Origin of the sequence: Pseudomonas furukawaii, from assembly GCF_002355475.1 — a bacterium.
Taxonomy (GTDB): Bacteria; Pseudomonadota; Gammaproteobacteria; order Pseudomonadales; family Pseudomonadaceae; genus Metapseudomonas; species Metapseudomonas furukawaii.
Window position 1 is genome coordinate 6,021,142 of the sequence record NZ_AP014862.1, and the last position, 22,585, is coordinate 6,043,726.

17 protein-coding genes and 1 pseudogene are annotated in these 22,585 nt (G+C 64.9%); 7 read left to right on the forward strand and 11 right to left on the reverse strand.

Features of this window, described 5'->3' with window-relative positions; genetic code table 11:
• Position 1 precedes the first annotated feature (1 nt).
• The gene (locus KF707C_RS27845; protein ID WP_003457653.1) at positions 2-1,948 is read right to left on the reverse strand and encodes a Mu transposase C-terminal domain-containing protein; all 1,947 of its coding nucleotides are present in this window, start codon (positions 1,946-1,948) and stop codon (positions 2-4) included.
• Positions 1,945-2,655, reverse strand: a complete 711-nt coding sequence (locus KF707C_RS27850) for a TnsA endonuclease N-terminal domain-containing protein (RefSeq protein ID WP_069776300.1) — start codon at positions 2,653-2,655, stop codon at positions 1,945-1,947. Before KF707C_RS27850 ends, KF707C_RS27845 begins: the two co-directional genes overlap by 4 nt.
• A gap of 132 nt (positions 2,656-2,787) precedes the next feature.
• On the opposite strand from KF707C_RS27850, the pseudogene KF707C_RS27855 reads away from it, so the two are divergent.
• Together KF707C_RS27855 and betT are read left to right on the forward strand one after the other, a co-directional pair.
• A pseudogene (locus KF707C_RS27855) lies at positions 2,788-4,059 on the forward strand (YifB family Mg chelatase-like AAA ATPase); the annotation flags it as partial.
• A 112-nt stretch (positions 4,060-4,171) separates the two neighbouring features.
• Positions 4,172-6,151 carry a choline BCCT transporter BetT gene (gene betT / locus KF707C_RS27860; protein ID WP_003457657.1) on the forward strand — a complete coding sequence of 660 codons (1,980 nt, stop codon included), beginning with the start codon at positions 4,172-4,174 and terminating at the stop codon, positions 6,149-6,151.
• Between the two features lie 22 nt (positions 6,152-6,173).
• Here the strand turns inward: betT and KF707C_RS27865 are convergent, their stop codons facing one another.
• A complete protein-coding gene (locus KF707C_RS27865) occupies positions 6,174-7,091 on the reverse strand; it encodes a LysR substrate-binding domain-containing protein (protein WP_036994711.1) in 918 nt (305 codons plus the stop codon).
• Between the two features lie 136 nt (positions 7,092-7,227).
• On the opposite strand from KF707C_RS27865, the gene KF707C_RS27870 reads away from it, so the two are divergent.
• Positions 7,228-8,625 carry a NorM family multidrug efflux MATE transporter gene (locus tag KF707C_RS27870; RefSeq protein ID WP_003457663.1) on the forward strand — a complete coding sequence of 466 codons (1,398 nt, stop codon included), beginning with the start codon at positions 7,228-7,230 and terminating at the stop codon, positions 8,623-8,625.
• A gap of 51 nt (positions 8,626-8,676) precedes the next feature.
• Here KF707C_RS27870 and KF707C_RS27875 read toward each other — a convergent pair whose 3' ends face one another.
• Positions 8,677-10,341, reverse strand: a complete 1,665-nt coding sequence (locus KF707C_RS27875) for a putative bifunctional diguanylate cyclase/phosphodiesterase (protein WP_003457666.1) — start codon at positions 10,339-10,341, stop codon at positions 8,677-8,679.
• Positions 10,342-10,599: 258 nt separating this feature from the next.
• On the opposite strand from KF707C_RS27875, the gene rep reads away from it, so the two are divergent.
• Positions 10,600-12,612, forward strand: coding sequence for a DNA helicase Rep (gene rep, locus KF707C_RS27880; protein WP_003457669.1), 2,013 nt, complete (start codon positions 10,600-10,602; stop codon positions 12,610-12,612).
• 45 nt (positions 12,613-12,657) lie between these two features.
• Positions 12,658-13,230, forward strand: a complete 573-nt coding sequence (locus KF707C_RS27885; RefSeq protein ID WP_003457671.1) for a xanthine phosphoribosyltransferase — start codon at positions 12,658-12,660, stop codon at positions 13,228-13,230.
• A gap of 210 nt (positions 13,231-13,440) precedes the next feature.
• Here the strand turns inward: KF707C_RS27885 and KF707C_RS27890 are convergent, their stop codons facing one another.
• The 5 genes from KF707C_RS27890 to dadA all read right to left on the reverse strand — a co-directional run bounded on the left by KF707C_RS27890 (position 13,441) and on the right by dadA (position 17,505).
• Positions 13,441-13,863, reverse strand: coding sequence for a c-type cytochrome (locus tag KF707C_RS27890; protein ID WP_003457674.1), 423 nt, complete (start codon positions 13,861-13,863; stop codon positions 13,441-13,443).
• 132 nt (positions 13,864-13,995) lie between these two features.
• Positions 13,996-14,544 carry a cupin domain-containing protein gene (locus KF707C_RS27895; protein WP_003457676.1) on the reverse strand — a complete coding sequence of 183 codons (549 nt, stop codon included), beginning with the start codon at positions 14,542-14,544 and terminating at the stop codon, positions 13,996-13,998.
• A 200-nt stretch (positions 14,545-14,744) separates the two neighbouring features.
• Positions 14,745-15,812, reverse strand: coding sequence for an alanine racemase (gene alr / locus KF707C_RS27900; RefSeq protein ID WP_003457679.1), 1,068 nt, complete (start codon positions 15,810-15,812; stop codon positions 14,745-14,747).
• Positions 15,813-15,878: 66 nt separating this feature from the next.
• The gene (locus tag KF707C_RS27905) at positions 15,879-16,232 is read right to left on the reverse strand and encodes a RidA family protein (protein ID WP_003457681.1); all 354 of its coding nucleotides are present in this window, start codon (positions 16,230-16,232) and stop codon (positions 15,879-15,881) included.
• A complete protein-coding gene (dadA, locus tag KF707C_RS27910; RefSeq protein ID WP_003457684.1) occupies positions 16,207-17,505 on the reverse strand; it encodes a D-amino acid dehydrogenase in 1,299 nt (432 codons plus the stop codon). The genes KF707C_RS27905 and dadA overlap by 26 nt, the downstream gene beginning before the upstream one ends.
• Before the next feature lie 157 nt (positions 17,506-17,662).
• On the opposite strand from dadA, the gene dadR reads away from it, so the two are divergent.
• Entirely contained in the window at positions 17,663-18,151 is a 489-nt protein-coding gene (gene dadR, locus KF707C_RS27915; RefSeq protein WP_003457687.1) for a transcriptional regulator DadR, read from the forward strand.
• A 111-nt stretch (positions 18,152-18,262) separates the two neighbouring features.
• On the forward strand, positions 18,263-19,585 hold the full coding sequence (locus tag KF707C_RS27920) for an NAD(P)/FAD-dependent oxidoreductase (protein WP_003457690.1): 1,323 nt from the start codon (positions 18,263-18,265) through the stop codon (positions 19,583-19,585).
• Positions 19,586-19,745: 160 nt separating this feature from the next.
• Here KF707C_RS27920 and KF707C_RS27925 read toward each other — a convergent pair whose 3' ends face one another.
• Both KF707C_RS27925 and KF707C_RS27930 read right to left on the reverse strand, forming a co-directional pair.
• Entirely contained in the window at positions 19,746-20,897 is a 1,152-nt protein-coding gene (locus KF707C_RS27925; protein WP_003457693.1) for an MFS transporter, read from the reverse strand.
• Positions 20,898-21,025: 128 nt separating this feature from the next.
• On the reverse strand, positions 21,026-22,519 hold the full coding sequence (locus KF707C_RS27930) for an aldehyde dehydrogenase (RefSeq protein WP_003457697.1): 1,494 nt from the start codon (positions 22,517-22,519) through the stop codon (positions 21,026-21,028).
• Positions 22,520-22,585: the final 66 nt, after the last annotated feature.

Consider the following 22,585-nt stretch of genomic DNA (forward strand, 5'->3'; position numbering starts at 1 on the left):
ATTACACCTCTTCAAACTCGTCGAAATCAGGAAGATTCTGCAGATCGATTTGCTTGAGTGAGGGTGTATTTGCTCCCTTCGAGGGACTTGGTGTTGGCATTTCCGAGGTAGAGCTTCTCGCTTGGCCTGCCGGTTTCTTCGCCCCAACCAACCTGTGAGCACGTTGCCGTTCACGCTCTCTAGCGGCCCCGCGGGTCAGGTTCGTCGCATCATGGACAATGACACGTCGTGCCTCACGGGATCGGAAGATGACATCCTCATTCACCTCAGTCATCCCGCGTTTCTCGATAAAGCTACGTACCGCCTTCAGCTCCCAGTAGCTGATGGGAGGCCGGCTCATATTGCGATAGCCAATCTGAAAGTACTTCTTCAGGTCCGGTTCCCAGAAGTAGAGACGGCTGATGTCCCTGGGGTCGTACCTGAACAAAAATTCTCGAGCATTCCGCTTATCGCTTTGGGCCTTCGATCCAATCCACTTATCCAGGATGGAATCGTAGTAGTCGATGTGCTCCCAACGGACGCCATAGGTTTGGATAGTGCGGGTGAAGACAGGCAGGAAATCTTGATACAGCTGCTCAGGAGTGCCTGTGATGGGAAGAACCCCCAAACCTGGGAAGTCATCGGTCCCCAAAAGCCCCTCATGGAAGCGCTGGAGCGGGGTTCTAGGCTCCTCGGCATACTCACTTTTTAACTCTGCGTTCTTACCTTTCACGCCCGAGTGAATTTTCTGGTGGTATTCACCCAAGATCAGGTGCGCCAGCCACTTTTCGAAATTCTCCAGAGTAAGCACTGCATTACCTGCAGGGTCGTACTCAGCCTTCGCACCCACGCTTTCAAAGGTAGTTCCATCGAGCGCATGGATTTCCCTACCAACAGTGCCGAGATAGCGTTCGATGTAGGCCCCGTATTGAGGTGTCTTTTTCTTCCGGAACCGAAGCTGGAATCCATGCTCCTGAGATGCCAATTCCAAGGCGTTGCCCTGAAATTCTTTCGCGTTGTCGCAATGGATGATGCGCGGCTTACCTTGGCAGGGCCAGTCGTAGTCCACACCAAGGTCTCGCATCCAGCTGTCTTTCGGCAACACTGCATTAGTGATTGCAAGCCCGGTCCCGATGGTTCCTGGTGGGTCAAATGAGATGTACCAACCGACCACCATGCGTGAGAACGTATCGATCACGACAGTGATCCACGGGCGCCCAATCGCGATCCGATCAACCGAGTCCACCAGCTCAATGTCGACCTCGGTGTGGTCGATCTGCCAGATCGAATAAAGCCCATTCACGCCCGGTAGAGAGCCACGATTTGGACGGTGCTTTAATGCAGCATTTTTCCCTTTGCGCTTGAGCTCACGCTCAGCAGGGAGGATTTCATCGAGCCGATTTAAGAAAGTTCCTTTGCTCGGGCAACTAAGCCCCAGCCGGCGACATTCGGTTTCCAGCACGTTGTACGTCACCGTGGGGCTAGGTTTGAGTTCCTTGAGATAGGTGTCCCTGATGACGCGCTCGATCACCGCCTCGACTTCTGCGCTGAGACGCTTTGTTCCTGCATCCCCCCGCCGGCGTCGCAGGAGACAACGGATATTGCGGTGCTCTTCAAGCTTCTTGAGCCAGCGATAAATCGACACTTGAGAGGTCATTAGCTCGACAGCGACAGCCCGAATTTCAGCAACTGATCGGTCGTGCTTGAACATGAGAGGTTCGAGCCAGTGAAACCTCTCAACAGCTTCCTTCCATGCCTCCGGATCAACCTCATTAAGTTCGACAGAGCTCAAGACAGCCCGTGATCCCATTGAGTGGCTGATCTCGGCAAGGGTCACCGTCTTTTTCTTGCCGGTCTCGACAACCGAAACCTCGACTTCAGTGCTGGAGACGAATCGCAGCACACAGACAAGCTGCTCATCGACTGTCAGGATCGCCCCTGGTCCGACTTGTAATGTCGACGTGCTCATTGCTGCATGACTCCGAGCGCAACCACCCCGCGATCAGTGATCCAGATCGGGGACCCCATGTTGAACGGCTGAGTTAAATCCGCCCCCACCATCTCCAGGGTTACGAGGTTCCATAACCACGGAATCAGCTCCGCCTGGTCTCTCTTGTTGCTTGAGATGCATTCGAGCACACCCCGCGGGGTAGCCTTTTTCTCTTCATGCAGGGCTTCGAGAAGCAGCTTCTGCATACGGCCAGCATCAGGGTGCTCTCCGAGACGGAAACTCCGGAAGTGCATGAAGTGCTGCACATTGGTCAGATACGGAGTCCGGATCTCTGTCTCGGTGATGATCTTGAAACGACAGCCGTACATCTTGGCCCAGGCGACTGCTGCCCGAAATTTTGGCCGCAGATCGTCCCACTTCGCCGACAGCTCCTTTCGGGTTTTAACTTCGAACACTGTGGGCTTGAGCCAAGGCTCAGCTGCCTGGGCATCAGCGGTGTATGACACAACTACATCCGGAGTGAACTCACGCCAACGCCCATTCGGAGCTTTCCAGCGGATTTTGAACGGCTGAACCTGGTATCCCCTAACGCGGTTGTCGTAGTCGAGCAGCATAAGGAACTGCTGCTCCAGCAGCGACTCAGCGCGCTGCACCCGGTTGCCCTTCGAGTTAGGGATATAGCCAGTGTTGGTGTAGGAGCTGGGACCGATCTTACGGGCAGGCATGTGAAGCCCCGCCAACAAGTCGTCCAGAAACTGCGGAAACTGGTAAGGCGAAACGTCTCGGATATGAGGGCGCATGACGCTCGTTATCAAATAGCGGTGGTCTAATTATCATATAGCATTATCCTTCATACCAAGGACGGTGGGCGCTTTGACCTCGCCATCGCCCTCGGCCTGCTGGCCGCCAGTGGACAGATGCCGGCCAATGCCCTGGACGAGGTGGAATGCCTGGGTGAACTGGCCCTTTCCGGCGCCCTGCGTCCGGTACAGGGCGTATTGCCGGCGGCGCTCGCGGCGCGCGCCGCCGGACGCACCCTGGTGGTGCCTAAGGAAAACGCCGAGGAAGCCAGCCTCGCCAGCGGTCTCAAGGTGCTCGCAGCCAGTCACCTGCTGGAAATCAGCGCCCATTTCGCCGGGCACACGCCCCTGCCGCCCTATGCGCCCCAGGGGCTGGTGCTGGAGCGCCCGCCTTACCCCGACCTCGCCGATGTCCAGGGCCAGGCGGCCGCCAAGCGTGCCTTGCTGGTTGCCGCCGCGGGCAACCACAACCTGCTTTTCTGCGGCCCGCCCGGCACCGGCAAGACCTTGCTGGCCAGCCGCCTGCCGGGGTTGCTGCCGCCGCTGGAAGAACAGGAAGCCCTGGAAGTCGCCGCCATCCACTCGGTGGCCAGCCACGCACCGCTCCGGGCCTGGCCGCCACGCCCCTTTCGCCAGCCCCACCACAGCGCCTCCGGCGCGGCCCTGGTCGGAGGTGGCAGCCGCCCGAAACCCGGAGAAATCACCCTCGCGCACCAGGGCGTGCTGTTCCTCGACGAGTTGCCGGAGTTCGATCGCAAGGTCCTGGAAGTGCTGCGGGAGCCGCTGGAAAGTGGCGAGATCGTCATTGCCCGGGCCCACGACAAGGTGCGATTCCCAGCCCGTTTCCAACTGGTCGCGGCCATGAACCCCTGCCCCTGCGGCTATCTGGGCGACCCCGGCGGCCGCTGCCGCTGCACCCCGGAGCAGGTTCAGCGCTACCGGGCCAAGCTCTCCGGTCCGTTGCTCGACCGCATCGACCTGCACCTCACGGTCGCCCGCGAGGCCACGGCCCTGGAACCGATCAGCGGCGAAGGCCCCAGTACAGCCGACGCCGCTGCCGAAGTGGCGCGGGCGCGGCGTCGGCAACTGGAACGCCAGGGCTGTGCCAATGCCTTCCTCGACCTCCAGGGCCTGCGCCAGCACTGCGCGCTCCCCCGGGATGACCGTCTCTGGCTGGAGGAGGCCTGCGAGCGTCTCAACCTCTCGCTGCGCGCGGCCCACCGCATCCTCAAGGTGGCCCGCACCCTGGCCGACCTGGAACAGGCGGACGCCATCGCCCGCCATCACCTGGGAGAGGCCCTGCAATACCGGCCGGAACCCCTTCCTTGAGACAGGCAAAGCTATTGCCGATCGACAATCAAGAGACAAAATCTATTGAGATTGTTAGAATTGCGCGCTTTCCGCCCTTGGCGGCCATCCGATCAAAAGGAGAGCTAGCTCAATGGAGGCACGTTCGTCTTCTTCCTCATCCACCCTCAACCCGCCCGTTTTCTTCGGCTCCGCCCTTCTCGTCATCGCCCTGGTGCTCTTCAGCACCCTCGCTCGCCAGCAGGCTCAAGCACTGTTCGGAACGATCCAGAACTGGATCATCGTCAATGCCAGCTGGTTCTACGTCCTCACCGTCGCGCTGATCCTGATCACCGTGGTCTTCCTCGCCGTCAGTCGCTTCGGCGATATCAAGCTCGGTCCCGACCACAGCCAGCCCGACTACCACAACAGCACCTGGTTCGCCATGCTCTTCTCCGCCGGCATGGGCATCGGCCTGATGTTCTTCGGCGTCGCCGAACCGCTGATGCACTACGCCAACCCACCGGTGGGCGACGCCAATACCGTGGCGGCGGCGAAGGAGGCGATGAAGCTGACCTTCTTCCACTGGGGCCTGCACGCCTGGTCGATCTACGCCATAGTCGCCCTGATCCTGGCGTTCTTCTGCTTTCGCCACGACCTGCCGCTGACGCTGCGCTCGGCCCTCTATCCACTGATCGGCGAGCGCATCCACGGGCCCATCGGCCATGCCGTGGACATCTTCGCCATCCTCGGCACGGTGTTCGGCGTCGCCACCTCCCTGGGCTACGGCGTGCTGCAGATCAACAGCGGCCTGAATCACCTGTTCGGCCTGCCGGTCAGCATGCCGGTGCAACTGGGCCTGATCGCCGGCACCTGCGCCCTCGCCACCCTGTCGGTCGCCAGCGGCCTGAACCGCGGGATCAAGATCCTTTCCGAGTTCAACCTGATCCTGGCGGTCATCCTGCTGGCCGTGGTGCTGGTGCTGGGCCCCACCGTGTTCCTGCTCAAGACCTTCGTGCAGAACACCGGCGGCTACCTGTCGGAGATCGTCAGCAAGACCTTCAACCTCTACGCCTACGAACCCACCGACTGGATCGGCGGCTGGACCCTGCTCTACTGGGGCTGGTGGCTGTCGTGGTCGCCCTTCGTCGGCCTGTTCATCGCCCGCATTTCCCGGGGCCGCACCATCCGCCAGTTCGTCTGTGGCGTGCTCTTCGTTCCCGCCGGTTTCACCCTGCTGTGGATGACCGTATTCGGCGACACCGCCATCCACATGGTGCTGCACCAGGGCGTGCAGAGCCTGGTTGAAACCGTGGCGCAGGACAGCTCCCTGGCCCTGTTCGCCTTCCTCGAACAGTTTCCCTTCTCCTCGCTGCTGTCCCTGGTGGCCGTGCTGATGGTGGTGGTGTTCTTCATCACCTCAGCCGACTCCGGCGCCCTGGTGGTGGACATGCTGGCCTCGGGCGGCCGCGAGGTGACGCCGCTGTGGCAGCGGCTGTTCTGGTCGATCCTGATGGGCGTGGTGGCCATGGCGCTGCTGGTGGCCGATGGCCTCAAGGCCCTGCAGACCGCCACCATCGCCAGCGCGCTGCCCTTCTCGGTGGTCCTGCTGGCCGCCACCTGGGGGCTGCTCAAGGCGTTGCGCCTGGACGCCACCAAGCGCGGCATCCGCTACCAGGCGCTGAACCTGTCGCGTCCGGCCCAGCGCCAGCTGGGCGGCTGGCAGCGACGCCTGCGCAATATCCTGATGTTCCCGCGCCGCAGCCACGTCAACCGCTTCATCGAGGAAGTGGTCCGCCCCGCCTGCCAGGACGTGGCGGACGAACTGCGCAAACAGGGTTATGAGGTCACCGTGCTGAACGGTGGCGACGGCCGCTGCAAGCTCACCGTCGGGCACGGCCAGGAAGTGGACTTCAGCTATGAGGTGCGTCCGCGCTCGCTGCTGCTGCCGGGATTCGTCTCACGGGATGGCGCCGAGGAGAACGGTGATGCCCGCAAGTATTTCCGCGCCGAGGTCTACCTCCGCGAAGGCGGCCAGGACTACGACGTCATGGGCTGGAGCCGCGACGAGGTGATCGGCGACCTGCTGGACCAGTACGAGAAACACCTGCACTTCCTGCACGTGGTGCGATGAAGCCGACCCGCCCGGCGACCCGCTACTCCAGCAGGTCGACCCCGGGCAAGGCCATGGCCGTCACCTCCGCCCGCAGATAATCCCGCAGACGGCGCAGGCGCTCCTGCCCGCTGCGGGCCCGGGGCCAGACCAGGTAATAGCTCTCGCCACTGGCCACGGCCGTCGGCCAGGGCAGGCCGATGCGCCCCTCCGCCACATCCTCGGCCACCATCACCAGGTCGCCGATGGACACGCCGTAGCCTCGCGCGGCGGCGACTATGCCCAACTCCAGGGTATCGAACACCTGGCCTCCCTTGAGCGGCACCTCCTCCGCCAGCCCCATGCGCACCAGCCAGCGACGCCAGTCGCGTCGGTCGGGCGTGGGGTGCAGCAGCTCGGTGGCCTTGAGCCGCTCCAGGTTCCAGGGTTCGGCCGCCGCCGAGGTTTCGCAGACCGGAATCAGCCACTCGGGGAAGAGCAGGGTCACCTCCCAGTCCTGGCTGAAGTGCCCGTCGCTGAGCAGCACCGCGCAATCGAAGGGCTCATGCTGGAAGTCCACCTTGTCCACATCCATCCAGGCGCTGGTGAGCTGCACCTCGATGTCGTCGTTCAGGTGACGGAAACGCGACAGCCGCGACAGCAGCCAGCGCATGGTGAGGGTGGAGGGCGCCTTGAGGCGGAGCGTGGCGTCATCCACCCGCAGGGTGATGCAGGCCCGCTCCAGCGCGTCGAATCCGTCCCGCAAGCCCGGCAGCAGCATGCGGGCCGGCTCGGTGAGCTGAAGGCTGCGCCCCTGCCGCTCGAACAGGCGGCAGGAGAAGTGCTCCTCCAGGGTACGGATGTGCCGGCTAACCGCACTCTGGGTGATGGCCAGCTCCTCAGCGGCGCGGGTGAAGGAGGCATGGCGCGCGGCGGCTTCGAAAGCGCGCAGGGCGTAGAGGGGCGGCAAGCGGCGGGACATGATCGAATCCATGAGTCAGAGTCATGAGTCGCATCATTTTTTTCCTTTTGTGCCTCCCGGGCAAGCCTCGGAAAATAGCAGGATCCGACGTATCGCCAGGATACCTGGCAGCCCTTCGATTCATTGAGCCCGACTCATGTCACAAAGCATTCGCAACGAGCTGGCGGCCATCCTGCGCCTGGCCGGCCCCCTGATCGCCGCCCAGCTGGCCCATGTGCTCATGGTGTTCACCGACACCGTGATGATGGGCCTGATCGGCCCCGAGGCCCTGGCCGGCGGTGGCCTGGGCGCAGCCAGCTACTCCTTCGTGTCGATCTTCTGTGTCGGCGTGATCGCGGCCGTGGGCAACCTGGTGGCCATCCGCCACGGTGCCGACGATGCACCGGGCGCCACTCGCCTGACCCAGAGCGGCCTGTGGCTGGCCCTCTCCATGGCCCTGGCGGCCGGCTTGCTGCTGTGGAACCTCGGCCCCATCCTCCTGGCCATGGGCCAGGCACCGGAGAGCGTCACCGGCGCCATGCAGTTCCTCTCCACCCTGGTCTTCGCCCTGCCCGGCTACCTGGCCTTCATGGCCCTGCGCGGCTTCACCAGTGCCATCGGCCGCCCCGGGCCGGTGATGGCCATCAGCATCGGCGGCGCCCTGGTCAACTTCCTCCTCAACTACGCGCTGATCCAGGGACTGTTCGGGCTGCCGCGCCTGGGCCTGGCCGGCATCGGCCTGGTCACCGCACTGGTGATGAACGGCATGGCGCTGCTGCTGGCCTGGCACATCCTGCGCAACCCCGCCTACGCCGCCTACCCCCTGGGGCGCGGCCTGCTGCGGCCCTCGCGCGAGGCCTGGAAGGAACTGATACGCCTGGGCCTGCCCATCGGCGGCACCTATGCGGTGGAGTCCGGCCTCTTCGCCTTCGCCGCCCTGTGCATGGGCGCCCTGGGCAGCACCCAGCTGGCCGCCCACCAGATTGCCATCCAGTCGGTCTATGTCGCCTTCATGGTGCCGGTGGGCATTTCCTACGCCGTGACCTTCCGCATCGGCCAGCACTACGGTGCCGGGCGCCTGCTGGAGGCGCGCCGGGCCGGACGCATCGGCATCGGCTTCGGCGCCTCCTGCATGCTGGCCTTCGCCCTGCTCTTCTGGCTCGCGCCGGAATGGGTGGTGGGGCTGTTCCTCGACCACGAGGATCCAGCGTTCCGGGACATCGTGGAACTGGCCGTGAGCCTGCTGGCGGTGGCCGCCTGGTTCGAACTGTTCGACGGCATCCAGACCATCGCCATGGGGGCGATCCGCGGCCTCAAGGATGCCAAGACCACCTTCGTCGTCGGGCTGGGCTGCTACTGGCTGGTGGGGGCGCCAGCGGCCTGGCTGCTGGCCTTCCCCCTGGGCTGGGGAGCCGCCGGCGTCTGGTGGGGCCTGGCCCTGGGCCTGGCCTGCGCGGCCCTCGGCCTGACACTGGGCTTCGAATGGAAAACGGCGCGGCTGCTGCGCCCGGAGAGGTTATCCACAGCGCTGGCCGCCGCCCGTACGTTCCGCTGAGCCTGCGATACCTGGCGGCCGATGTGACGGGCTCGCTCCGCTCGCCCCATCCTAGGAACTGAACAGCGCCTGGTGGGAGCCGAACACCAGGAACCGCGCCAGCTCCGCCAGGGGCAGCGGGCGGCTGATCCAGTAACCCTGGGCCTGGTGGCAGCCGTACAGGCGTAGCAGGGCCAGGTGTTCCGCAGTCTCGACACCTTCGGCCACCACCTCCAGGTTGAGGTTATGGGCGAGGTCGATCATGGCCTTCACCAGTTGGCGATTCTCCGGGCGATCGTGCATGCCGCCGACGAAGCTCCTGTCGATCTTCAGCAGGGCGATGGGCAGGCTGTTGAGATGGACGAAGGAGGAAAAACCGGTGCCGAAATCGTCCAGGGAGAAGCGCACGCCCAACTGGCCCAGGGCATCCATGGTCTTGCGCACCTGGTCGCTGCGACGCATCACGGCGGTCTCGGTGAGCTCGAACTCCAGCCAGCGGCCATCGACCCCGCGCTCCTGGATGAGGCGGTTCAGGGTGGACAGCAGCTGGCTGTCCTGGAACTGGCGGAACGACAGGTTCACCGCCATGTGCAACGGCGGCAGTCCGCGGCCGCGCAGCCATTGCATGTCACGCAGGGCGCGGGAGATGACCCAGTACCCCAGGGGCACGATCAGGCCGCTTTCCTCGGCCAGTGGCACGAACTCGTTGGGGGTGAGCAGTCCGCGCTCCGGGTGGCGCCAGCGCACCAGGGCCTCCAGGCCGAGGATATTGCCGGTCTTCAGGCAGAGGCGCGGCTGGTAGTGCAGGTCCAGCTCGTCACGGCGCAGGGCCCGGCGCAACTCGCTTTCCAGGTCGGCCTGGCTGCGTGCGCTGCGGTGGATGCGCTCGTCGAAGACATGGTAGGTGCAGCCCTGGCTGGACTTGGCCTGCTGCATGGCGATGTGGGCGTGCCACATCAAGGGGTCCGCACCCTCGCTGGAGCGGGAATGGGCAATGCCGAGGCTGCACCCCAGCAACAGGCTCTCGCCGTCCACGAGGTAAGGCTCGCCCAGGGCTTCGGCGATCCGCTCGGCCACACGCTCCGCGCGTGCGGAGTCGCCCCGGGTGTCCAGCAGCAGGGCGAACTCGTCGCTACCCAGCCGCGCCAGCTGGTCGCCGGCCCGCAGCTGGGCCTTCAGCCGCGCCACCACCTGCAGGATCAGGCGATCGCCGGCCTGGTAACCCAGGGCATCGTTGGCATGGCGGAAGTTGTCCAGGTCCAGGTGCCCGAGGGCCAGGCCACGGCCGCCGCATTCGGCCAGGCGTGACGCCAGCAGGGCATGAAAACCCTGGCGGTTGGCGATGCCGGTGAGGGGGTCCTGCTCGGTCAGGCGCTCGAGGGCATCCTGCAGGCTGCGCCGCTCGCGCACATGACGCAGGGTACGGCGCAGGACGTCTCGCCCCAGCTGGCTGCGCACCAGCCAGTCGGCGATGCCCTGGGGCGTCTCGACGGGCTCATCCTCCAGCAGCAGCACTATGGGTAGCGGGCAGCGTCCCGCCGCAGGCATGAGCGCCGGGGTGCAGAGCAGCAGGTCGCACTCCAGGTCCACCACCAGGCTGCTGGCCGAATCCCAGGAGGCGGCGGTGATCAGGGAAGCGGACGGATTCAGGGTCGCCAGAAGTTGGCGCAGAAGCTCGGCCCAGGCCGGCGCTTCCGTCAGCAGGAGCAGGCGCAGGGACTCGACGTGCGCGGACAAATGACCTCCCCGGGGTCACAAGGGCTGCGGCGCTCTCGCACCGGACTGCGCCGTTTTCGGCGCTGTTCTTTCCGCGCCTCCCTGCGCGCCCTTCCCCGATTCAGCGAAGAAGGCGGAACCATCGTACCGGCTGTCAGGAAATTGCCAAGGGCGACCCACCCGCAACCGGGGTTGCGTCACAGTTGCCCGGAGGTACTTCGGCAGGACCCGTGCCGCCTGCTAGAATGCGCGGCCATTCGCCCTCTATCCCAGCCCAGCATGTCCCGACTCAATCCCCGGCAGCAGGAAGCCGTGAACTACGTCGGTGGTCCCCTATTGGTGCTCGCCGGCGCAGGCTCCGGCAAGACCAGCGTGATCACCCGGAAGATCGCCTACCTGGTGCAACAGTGCGGGATCCGCGCCCAGCACATCGTCGCGGTGACCTTCACCAACAAGGCGGCGCGCGAGATGAAGGAGCGCGTCAGTTCCCTCCTGCGCGGCAGCGAGGGCAAGGGCCTGACCGTCTCCACCTTCCATAACCTGGGCCTGAACATCATCCGCAAGGAGCACTCGCGGCTGGGCTACAAGCCGGGTTTCTCGATCTTCGACGAGTCGGACATCAAGGCCCTGCTCACCGACATCATGCAGAAGGAGTACTCGGGCGACGACGGCGTCGACGAGATCAAGAACTACATCGGCAACTGGAAGAACGACCTGATCCTGCCGGACGAGGCGCTGGCCAGGGCGCGCAACCCCAAGGAGCAGACCGCCGCCATCGTCTACCTGCACTACCAGCGCACGCTCAAGGCCTACAACGCGGTGGACTTCGACGACCTGATCCTGTTGCCGGTGAAACTCTTCCAGGACAACCCGGACATCCTCGAGAAGTGGCAGCACCGGGTGCGCTACATGCTGGTGGACGAGTACCAGGACACCAACGCCAGCCAGTACCTGCTGGTGAAGCTGCTGGTGCAGCATCGCGCCCAGTTCACCGTGGTGGGCGACGACGACCAGTCGATCTACGCCTGGCGCGGCGCGCGACCGGAGAACCTGATGCAGCTGAAGGAGGACTTCCCCTCCCTCAAGGTGGTGATGCTGGAGCAGAACTACCGCTCCACCAGCCGCATCCTCAAGTGCGCCAACATCCTCATCGCGAACAATCCCCATGTGTTCGAGAAGCAGTTGTGGAGCGAGATGGGCGTGGGCGACCCGATCCGGGTGATCCGCTGTCGCAACGAGGACGCCGAGGCCGAGCGCATCGCCATGGAAATCCTCACCCTGCACCTGCGCACCCAGCGCCCCTACAGCGAGTTCGCCATCCTCTACCGGGGCAACCACCAGGCCAAGCTGATGGAGCTCAAGCTCCAGCACCACCAGATCCCCTATCGGCTCTCGGGAGGCACCAGCTTTTTCGGCCGCCAGGAAGTGAAGGACCTGATGTCCTATTTCCGCCTGCTGGTGAACCCGGACGACGACAACGCCTTCCTCCGGGTGATCAACGTACCGCGTCGGGAAATCGGCTCGACCACCCTGGAGAAGCTCGGCAACTACGCCACCGAACGGGGCATCTCCATGTACGCCGCCTGCGACGAGATGGGCCTTTCGGAACACCTGGACAGCCGCTTCACCGAGCGCCTGCAGCGCTTCAAGCGCTTCATGGACAAGGTGCGCCAGCAATGCGCCCAGAACGACCCCATCGCCGCCCTGCGCAGCATGGTGATGGACATCGACTACGAGAACTGGATTCGCCAGAACGCCTCCAGCGACAAGGTCGCGGACTTCCGCATGGGCAACGTCTGGTTCCTCGTCGACGCCCTGAAGAACACCCTGGAGCGTGACGAGGAAGGCGGCATGACCATCGAGGAGGCCATCGCCAAGCTGGTGCTGCGGGACATGCTGGAGCGCCAGCAGGAGGAAGAGGAAGGCGCCGACGGCGTGCAGATGATGACCCTGCACGCCTCCAAGGGCCTGGAATTCCCCTACGTGTTCATCATGGGCGTGGAGGAAGACATCCTCCCCCACCGCTCCAGCATCGAGGCCGACACCATCGAGGAAGAACGCCGCCTGGCCTACGTGGGCATCACCCGTGCGCGGCAGAACCTGGCCATGACCTTCGCCGCCAAGCGCAAGCAGTACGGCGAGATCATCGACTGCTCGCCCAGCCGCTTCCTCGAGGAACTGCCCCAGGAAGACCTGGAATGGGAAGGCATGGACGACGCGCCGGTGGAAGTGAAGGCGGCCCGCGGCAACACGGCCCTGGCCGACATCCGCGCCATGTTGAAGAAGAACTGATCAAGAGACTCCGGCAACAACCGGAACACACATGAGGGTAAGGGCGTGGAAGCGCTGAAACAGAAGATTCGTGAAGAGGGCATCGTACTGTCCGACCAGGTGCTGAAGGTCGATGCCTTCCTCAACCACCAGATCGACCCGCGCCTGATGCAGCAGGTAGGTCATGAATTCGCCCAACGCTTCCAGGGCCAGGGGATCACCAAGATCGTCACCATCGAGGCTTCCGGCATCGCTCCGGCGGTGATGGCGGGGCTGGAACTGGGCGTACCGGTGATCTTCGCCCGCAAGTTCCAGTCGCTGACCCTGAAGAACGACCTGCTGATCTCCAAGGTGTTCTCCTTCACCAAGCAGACCGAGAGCACCATCGCCATCTCCGCCAAGCACCTGTCGGCCGCCGACAAGGTCCTGGTGATCGACGACTTCCTGGCCAACGGCCACGCGGCCAAGGCCCTGATCGACCTGATCCAGCAGGCGGGCGCCAGCGTCGCCGGCATCGGCATCGTGATCGAGAAGTCCTTCCAGGACGGCCGGGCACTGCTGGAACGCGAGGGTTACCGGATCGAGTCCCTGGCGCGGGTGGCCTCACTCGCCGACGGCCAGGTGACCTTCCTCGAATAGGGCGGTCGATCGGATCGCAGGCTGGGTAGCGCGCAGCGAAACCCAAGGCCCCCGGTCGGGGCCCGGCAGCGTCGGGCTTCGCGTAGCTCAGCCACAACCTGCGACGGAAGCCATCTCAGCCTTGGGCCTTCGGCCCCTGCGACAACAGGTCGCAGACGCCGGACACGAAAAAGCCGCCCGAGGGCGGCTTTTTCATCGATGCCGATCTGATTACAGGCCGGACATCTTCTTGATGGTGGCTTTCAGCTCATCATCGGTGCAGTCAGCACAGGTGCCTTTCGGCGGCATGGCGTTGATGCCGGAGATGGCCTTGGCCAGGATGCCATCGAGGCCGCCCTGGTGGTCGGCGCGCTCTTTCCAGGCAGCGGTATCGCCGATCTTCGGCGCGCCCAGAACGCCAGCGGTGTGGCAGGCGCCACAGTGCTTGGCGATGATGTCGTCCGGCGTACGTGCGCCGCCGCCAGCGGCGGCCGCTACGGCGCCCACGCCCTTGCATTCCTGACCCTGTACGCAGACCTCGCCCACCGGCTTGATTCGCTCGGCGATGGCGTCGTTGGTCGCGGCCTGGGCGCCAACAGCCCACAGGGCCAATACGGCAGCCTGGGCCGCCAGCATCTTCTTGATTAGGTTCACCCTTACACCCTCATCGTGGCTAGTTTCGCCCGCGGCCACGGATTCGCGAGCGGGCGCAAGTATATACGGTTAGTCCGTCACGCTGAAACAACCCAACTTGTCGCAGGGATATGGGCGCGGCGGCGATGGAATTCAGAAGTTGGCCGGAGTGGTGGCGCTGATCAGCCGGGCCGGTGCATCGAACGGATTGCGGAAGCGGTGGGGTTTGCTGCTCTCGAAGTAGTAGCTGTCGCCGGGCTCCAGAATGTAGACCTCGCTGCCGATGGTCAGCTCCAGACGGCCCTCCACCAGCATTCCCGCCTCTTCGCCCTCGTGGGCGTACATCTCGTCGCCGGTGTCGGAGCCCGGCGGGTAGGTTTCGTCGAGGAAGGCCAGGGCGCGGCTGGGATGGGCCTTTCCCACCAGCTTCATGGTGATGGCGCCGCTGCAGATATCGGTCAGTTCCGAGGCCCGGTAAACCACCTGGACCTGATTTTCCTGTTCGAGGTCGAGGGAAAAGAACTCCACCAGCGACATGGGTATCCCACCCAGCACCTTCTTCAAGGAGCTGATGGAGGGGCTGACGCTGTTCTTCTCGATCATGGAAATCGTGCTGTTGGTGACTCCCGCGCGCTTGGCGAGCTCGCGCTGGGACAGGCCTTTCAGCTTACGGATGGCTTGCAGTCGAACACCAACGTCCAATGGTGGGATCCTCCTCGGGATCTGGGGGGCGGTCACGGTCGCCGTATCATGGCAACAGCGTTCAGTATTTACAACACTTCGGCCGTCGATACCGCGCAAGCGCACGCCACCCGGAGAGAATCCGGAGCAAGACTGGAAAACATGCGGGGATTTCCGGCGAAACGTTCATTAACCTGAGCGTTTCGCCGATAACACCGGATTCAGCCGTAGACGAGCGGTACCCGGCGCAGGTTGCAGAAGATCTGGTAGGGAATGGTGCCGGCGGCCATCGCCACTTCGCTGGCCAGCACCTGCTTGCCCCAGAGTTCCACGCGGCTACCGAGGCCGGCCTGGGGCAGGTCGGTAAGGTCCACGGTGAGCATGTCCATGGAGACGCGCCCGATCAGTCGGCTCGGCTGGCCGTCGATGGCCACCGGGGTGCCGGTGGGGGCGTGGCGCGGGTAGCCGTCGGCATACCCCATGGCCACCACGCCGACGCGGGTCGGACGCTCGGTGACGAACCTGGCGCCGTAGCCCACAGGCTGGCCGGCAGGCAGTTCGCGCACACTGATGATCTTCGATTCCAGGGTCATCACCGGCTGCAGGCGCTCCGCCAGGGGATGGGCCACCTCGAAAGGCGTGGCGCCGTAGAGCATGATGCCGGGGCGTACCCAGTCACTGGGCACCTGGGGCCAGCCCAGGACCGCCGGCGAGTTGCGTAGGCTGACGTCCGCCACGAGGCCGGCGCGGGCCGCCTCGAACACGGCCACCTGCTCGGCGCTGCTGCTGGAGTCCAGCTCGTCGGCCCTTGCGAAATGGCTCATCAGGACGATCTTCGCGACCTTGCCGCTGGCCGACAGCCGCTGGTAGGCATCGCGGTACTCCGCCGGATGCAAGCCGACCCGGTGCATACCGGAATCCATCTTCAACCAGACGGTGAGCGGCTTGCCGATGCTGGCCCGCTCGATGGCCTCCAGCTGCCAGCCGGAGTGGACCACGGTCCAGAACTCGTGCTCCTGGATCAGCTCCAGCTCATCGGCCTCGAAGAATCCTTCCAGCAGCAGGACGGGCTTGCGGATGCCCGCCGCGCGCAGTTCCAGCGCCTCCTCGATGCAGGCGACGGCGAATCCGTCGGCCTCATCCTCCAGGGCCTGTGCGCAGCGCACCGCGCCGTGCCCATAGGCGTCGGCCTTGACCACGGCGAGGGCGCGGGCACCGCTCACTTCGCGTGCAAGACGGTAGTTGTGGCGCAGGGCTTCGAGATCGATCAGGGCACGGGCGGGACGCATGGCGAGGGCTTCTTCTAATGGATCAGGTGGAAAAAACCCGGCGCGAGCGCCGGGCTGAGCAAGAAACTAGGGCAGTGCGGCGACGACGGTCATCTCCACCAGCACATCCGGCGAGTACATCTTCGCCTCGACGCAGGCACGGGCCGGGGCGGCTCCCCTGGGCAGCCAGGCATCCCACACCGCATTCATCGCGGCGTAGTCGGCGTCCATGTCCTTGAGGTAGATGGTCACCGAGAGGATGCGGCTCTTGTCGGTCCCGGCCTCGGCCAGCAAGGCGTCGATGGCGGCCAGGGTTTCTCGGGTCTGCTGGCCGATGCCCGCACTGTGCTTTTCATCCAGTTGGCCCGCCAGGTAGACGGTGCCGTTGTGGATGACGATTTCGCTGTAGCGGGTCTCAGTGCGCAGGCGCTGGATTGACATTGTTCGGGGTCTCCTTGGTATTGCCGTAGCGGAAGATGTCCAGGCCTTCTGCGCTGATCTGCGGACGCTTGCGCGCCATCAGGTCGGCCAGCAGGCGACCGGAGCCGCAGGCCATGGTCCAGCCAAGGGTACCGTGTCCGGTGTTGAGGAACAGGTTGCGGAACGGCGTGGCGCCCACGATCGGGGTGCCGTCCGGGGTGGCCGGGCGCAGGCCGGTCCAGAATTCGGCCTGGGACAGGTCGCCACCCTCGGGGTAGAGGTCGGCGGTGATCATTTCCAGCGTCTCGCGACGGGCCGGGTTCAGTGACAGGTCGAATCCGGCGATCTCGGCCATGCCGCCGACGCGGATACGGTTGTCGAAACGGGTGATGGCCACCTTGTAGGTCTCGTCCAGGATGGTCGAGGTAGGCGCCATGCCGCCGTTGGTGATGGGCACGGTCAGGGAGTAACCCTTGAGCGGATACACCGGGGCCTTGATGCCCAGCGGCTTGAGCATCTGCGGGCTGTAGCTGCCGAGGGCCAGTACGTAGCGATCGGCGGTCTCCAGCTTGCCGTCGATCCAGACGCCGTTGATGCGGTCACCGGCGAAGTCCAGGCGCTGGATGTCCTGGCCGAAGCGGAACTCCACCCCCAGGTCACGGGCCATCTCTGCGAGGCGGGTGGTGAACATCTGGCAGTCGCCGGTCTGGTCGTTGGGCAGGCGCAGGGCACCGGCCAGCTTGTGCTTCACGGAGGCCAGCGCCGGCTCGACACGGGCGATGCCGTCGCGGTCGAGCAGCTCGTAGGGCACGCCGGAGGCTTCCAGCACGGCGATGTCCTTGGCGGCGGCGTCCACCTGGGCCTGGGTGCGGAACAGCTGGGTGGTCCCGAGCTGGCGGCCTTCGTAGGCGATGCCGGTCTCGGCGCGGAGTTCGTCGAGGCAGTCGCGGCTGTACTCGGACAGGCGAACCATGCGCTCCTTGTTCACGGCGTAGCGGGCGGCGGTGCAGTTGCGCAGCATCTGCGCCATCCACAGGTACTGGTCGATGTCGCCGGTAACCTTGATGGCCAGGGGCGCATGCTTCTGCATCAGCCACTTGATGGCCTTGAGCGGCACGCCGGGCGCGGCCCAGGGCGAGGCGTAGCCGGGGGAAACCTGGCCAGCGTTGGCGAAGCTGGTTTCCTTGGCCACGGCATCCTGGCGGTCGACGACGACCACCTCGAACCCTTCGCGGGCCAGGTAATAGGCGCTAGCCGTACCAATCACACCACTGCCAAGAACCATCACTCGCATGTCAGTCTCCACCGCAGCGGGGAATTCGCTGCGTTTGTTATTTTGAGCGTCGATGCGGCGCAGTATAGGAAGACAGGAGCAGTGATATTCACTATATAGAAGGCTATATTTGGCGATAATTCTCGACAAAAACCGCCTGCACGGAGGGGCATCCACCATGAGAACCCAGCATCAGTCCCGTCGTGAACTCGACAAGATCGACCGGAACATTCTACGAATCCTGCAAGAAGATGGCCGGATCTCCTTTACCGAGCTGGGCGAGCGCGTAGGGCTTTCCACCACCCCCTGCACCGAGCGGGTCCGGCGCCTGGAGCGCGAGGGCATCATCATGGGCTACAGCGCCCGGCTGAACCCGCAACACCTGAAGGCCAGCCTGCTGGTGTTCGTCGAGATCAGCCTGGACTACAAGTCCGGGGACACCTTCGAAGACTTTCGCCGCGCCGTGCTGAAGCTGCCCCACGTGCTGGAATGCCACCTGGTCTCGGGGGACTTCGACTACCTGGTGAAGGCACGCATCAACGAGATGGCCTCCTACCGCAAGCTGCTCGGCGACATCCTGCTGAAGCTGCCCCACGTCCGGGAATCCAAGTCCTACATCGTCATGGAAGAGGTGAAGGAATCCCTCAACCTGCCGATTCCCGACTGATCCGGCACCCCTGTCCCATTTCCACCGGCAAATCCCTTGGCAGGGTCAGGGGGTTCGCCTTATGCTGCCCGGGCGTTTAATTTTCCACACAATAAAATCAGGATTTCGCACATGAACGCCCGCGTTCGCATGCCGGTGCACACCGAACACCACGCCCCCTCCTACTACGCCGCGACCGCCAATCGGCGCATCGAGTACCCGCCCCTGGCGGGAGAGGAGCTGGCCGATGTGTGCATTGTCGGCGGCGGATTCTCCGGGCTGAACACCGCGATCGAGCTGGCCCGGCGTGGCCGCAAGGTGGTGCTGCTGGAGGCCCGGCAGATCGGCTGGGGCGCCAGCGGCCGCAACGGCGGGCAACTGATCCGGGGCGTCGGCCACGGCGTCGAGCAGTTCGAGTCGGTGATCGGCGCGGAGGGCGTGCGCGCCCTGAAACTGATGGGCCTGGAGGCCGTGGAGATCGTCCGCCGCCGCGTCGAGGAGTTCGCCATCGACTGCGACCTGACCTGGGGTTACTGCGACCTGGCCAACAAGCCGGGCGACCTCGAGGGCTTCGCCGAGGACATGGAGGAACTCAAGGGCCTCGGCTACCGTCATGAACTGCGCCTGCTTCAGCCCCACGAGATGCGCAGCGTGGTGGGCTCCGACCGCTACGTCGGCGGTCTGATCGACATGGGTTCCGGTCACCTGCACCCCCTCAACCTGGCCCTGGGCGAGGCGGCCGCGGCCGAATCCCTCGGCGTGAAGCTGTTCGAGCACTCGGCGGTGACCCGCATCGACTACGGCGCCGAGGTGAAGGTACACACCGCACGCGGCCAGGTGCGGGCCAGGACCCTGGTGCTGGGCTGCAACGCCTACCTGAACGACCTCAACCCGACCCTGGGCGGCAAGGTCCTGCCCGCCGGCAGCTACGTGATCGCCACCGAGCCCCTGCCCAGGGAGCTGGCCCGCGAGCTGCTGCCACGGAACATGGCGGTCTGCGACCAGCGGGTGGCCCTGGACTACTACCGCCTGTCCGCCGACAACCGCCTGCTGTTCGGCGGCGCCTGCCACTATTCCGGGCGCGACCCGGCGGATATCGGCGCCTACATGCAGCCGAAGATGCTGAAGGTGTTTCCGCAGCTGAAGGACGTGCGCATCGACTTCCAGTGGGGCGGCATGATCGGCATCGGCGCCAACCGCCTGCCGCAGATCGGCCGCCTGCCCAACCAGCCCAACGTCTACTTCGCCCAGGCCTACTCGGGCCACGGAGTCAACGCGACGCACCTGGCCGGTCAGCTGCTGGCGGAAGCCATTTGCGGCGAACAGAGCACGGGCTTCGACATTTTCGCCAAGGTGCCCCACATCACCTTCCCGGGCGGTCGCCACCTGCGTTCGCCACTGCTGGCCCTGGGCATGCTCTGGTATCGGATGAAGGAAGCCGTGGGGGCGGTCTGATCCCCCCAGCGCAAGCCTTTCATAGTTCCGTAATTGGATGGGTTGAGCCTGCGATCCCCATCAGCCGGCGCGCACGTCGCGATGGGTTTCGCTTCGCTCTACCCATCCTACAAAGCTGTTCATTCGCGAAGAAAGGGCCGCAATGCGGCCCTTTTTCGTTTCAGTCAGCCACCGCTTCGGCGCCGTCATCGAACAGCTCGCGGGTCCAGGCCAGCCAGACGAAGACCGCCGCGCCCAGCGCCATCATCAGCGGCAGTGCATGGCCGGTGGCCCACTGGCTGACGGCGCCAGTGGCCAGGGGGCCTACCAGGCAACCGATACCCCAGAGCTGGGCGATATGGGCGTTGGCCCGCACCAGTTCGTCGTCCCGGTAACGCTCGCCGATCAGAATCAACGCCAGGGTGAAGAGCCCGCCGGCACTCGCCCCGAACACTACCCAGACGGGCCAGATCAGCGGCGCGTGCAGCAACAGCGGAACGGCCAGGCTGCTGCCCAGCAGGGTGACGCCGCAGATGCGGAACAGACTGAGGCGGGACATGCGATCGGCGAGCCAGCCGATGGGCAGTTGCAGGGCGGCGTCGCCCACCACCACCACGCTGGCCATGAGCAGCGCCACTTCCTGGGTGAAGCCCTGGCGCAGGCCATAGACCGGCAGCAGCGTCAGCATCATGGCCTCGAACGCGGCGAACAGGACCACCGCCCAGGCGATGGTGGGCAGACGCGAGCAGAAGGCCCACAGGCCCCGGCCTGACGCGCTATGGGCATCGACGCTGGGGGCCCCGGTACGCCCCAGGAGCAGCAGGGAACCACCGATCAGCAAGCCGGTCCCGGTCCAGAAGCCCAGATCGTTGTCAGCTCCGAGCGCGGACAGCAGCAAAGGCCCGCAGAGCTGGCTCAAGGCATAGCCGGTGCCGTAGAGCGCCACCAGGCGCCCACGCCATTGCTCCACCGCCAACTGGTTGATCCAGCTTTCGCCGAGGATGAACACCACGGTCAGGGCAACACCGATCAGAAGGCGCAGCATCAGCCACACCGGGTAGGCCTGCACCAGCGCCAGCGCGGCCACCGAAACGGCGCCAACGAGGAAGCAGAGCTGCATCAGGGTAGTGGTGCCGAATCGCGCGGCCAGGCGTCCGGCGATCACGGCACCCAGCAGCACACCCGCCGCCGGCGTGGCGGCCATGACACCAATGGCGAAGCTGCCATAGCCCCAGCTTTCCAGCCGCAGCGACACCAGGGGCATGGTCACCCCCAGCGCCAGGCCAATGCTGATGACCGCGCCGCAAACCGCGAAGTAGGTTCCCCAACGCATCGCCGTCGTCCTCCCTTTCCCTGTGGGGCAAAGCAAAAAAGGCCGGGTATCCCGAAGGAAAACCCGGCCGCAGGCGTGGCTCGTAGAGCCGGCCCCCCGCGATTCGGGGGGCGGACCTCAATGTGGAATCAGAGCTTGATCCAGGTGGCTTTCAGCTCGGTGTACTTGTCGAACGCGTGCAGCGACTTGTCGCGACCGTTGCCCGACTGCTTGAAGCCACCGAAGGGCGCGGTCATGTCGCCGCCGTCGTACTGGTTGATCCAGACGCTGCCGGCGCGCAGGGCCTTGCCCACCAGATGGGCACGGGACAGGTTGCTGGTCCACACCGCCGCGGCCAGGCCGTAGACGGTGTCGTTGGCGATGGCGACCGCCTCGTCCTCGGTGTCGAAGCCGATTACCGAGAGCACCGGGCCGAAGATCTCCTCCTTGGCGATGCGCATGGCGTTGTTCACGCCGTCGAAGATGGTCGGCTCGACGTAGGTGCCGCCGGTCTCCTCCAGCACGCGCTTGCCGCCGGCGACCAGCTTGGCGCCGTCGTCATGGCCAGCCTGGATGTAGGACAGCACGTTGTTCATCTGGGTGGTGTCCACCAGGGCGCCCACATTGGTGGCCGGGTCCAGCGGGTTTCCCGGCTTCCAGGCCTTGATGGCCTCGACCACCATGGGCACGAACCGCTCCTTGATGCTGTTCTCCACCAGCAGGCGCGAGCCGGCGGTGCAGACTTCGCCCTGGTTGAAGGCGATGGCGCCAGCGGCGGCTTCGGCGGCGGCCTTGAGGTCGGGCGCGTCGGCGAAGACGATGTTCGGGCTCTTGCCACCGGCTTCCAGCCAGACGCGCTTCATGTTGGATTCGCCGGCGTAGATCATCAGTTGCTTGGCGATCTTGGTGGAGCCGGTGAACACCAGGGTGTCCACGTCCATGTGCAGGGCCAGGGCCTTGCCCACGGTGTGGCCGAAGCCCGGCAGCACGTTGAGCACGCCCGCCGGGATGCCGGCTTCGATGGCCAGCTGGGCCAGGCGGATGGCGGTCAGCGGCGACTTCTCGGAGGGCTTGAGGACTACCGAGTTGCCGGTGGACAGCGCCGGGCCGAGTTTCCAGCAGGTCATCAGCAGCGGGAAGTTCCAGGGCACGATGGCAGCGACCACGCCCACCGGCTCGCGAGTCACCAGGCCCAGCTCGTTGTGCGGGGTGGCAGCGACTTCGTCGTAGATCTTGTCGATGGCTTCGCCGCTCCAGCGGATGGCACGGGAAGCGGAAGGCACGTCAACGCTCAGGGAGTCGCTGATGGGCTTGCCCATGTCGAGGGTTTCCAGCAGGGCCAGCTCCTCGGCGTGGGCGTCGATCAGGTCGGCGAAACGGATCATCACCGCCTTGCGCTTGACCGGGGCCAGGCGCGACCAGACGCCGGACTCGAAGGTGGCGCGGGCATCCTTCACCGCCAGCTCGGCGTCAGCCAGATCGCAACTGGCGACCTTGCCCAGCACGCGGCCGTCGATGGGACTGACGCAATCGAAGGTCTCACCGGAGACGGCGGAGGTGTACTCGCCGTGGACGAAAGCGCGGGTCTCGATCTGGATGGACTTGGCGCGCTGTTCCCAATCTGCTCGGGTCAGGGTGGTCATGGAGCTTTCCTCTTATTAGAAGAGTGCCGCCAGCTCAGGGCATGCACTGTCAAAAATTCTGCAAGG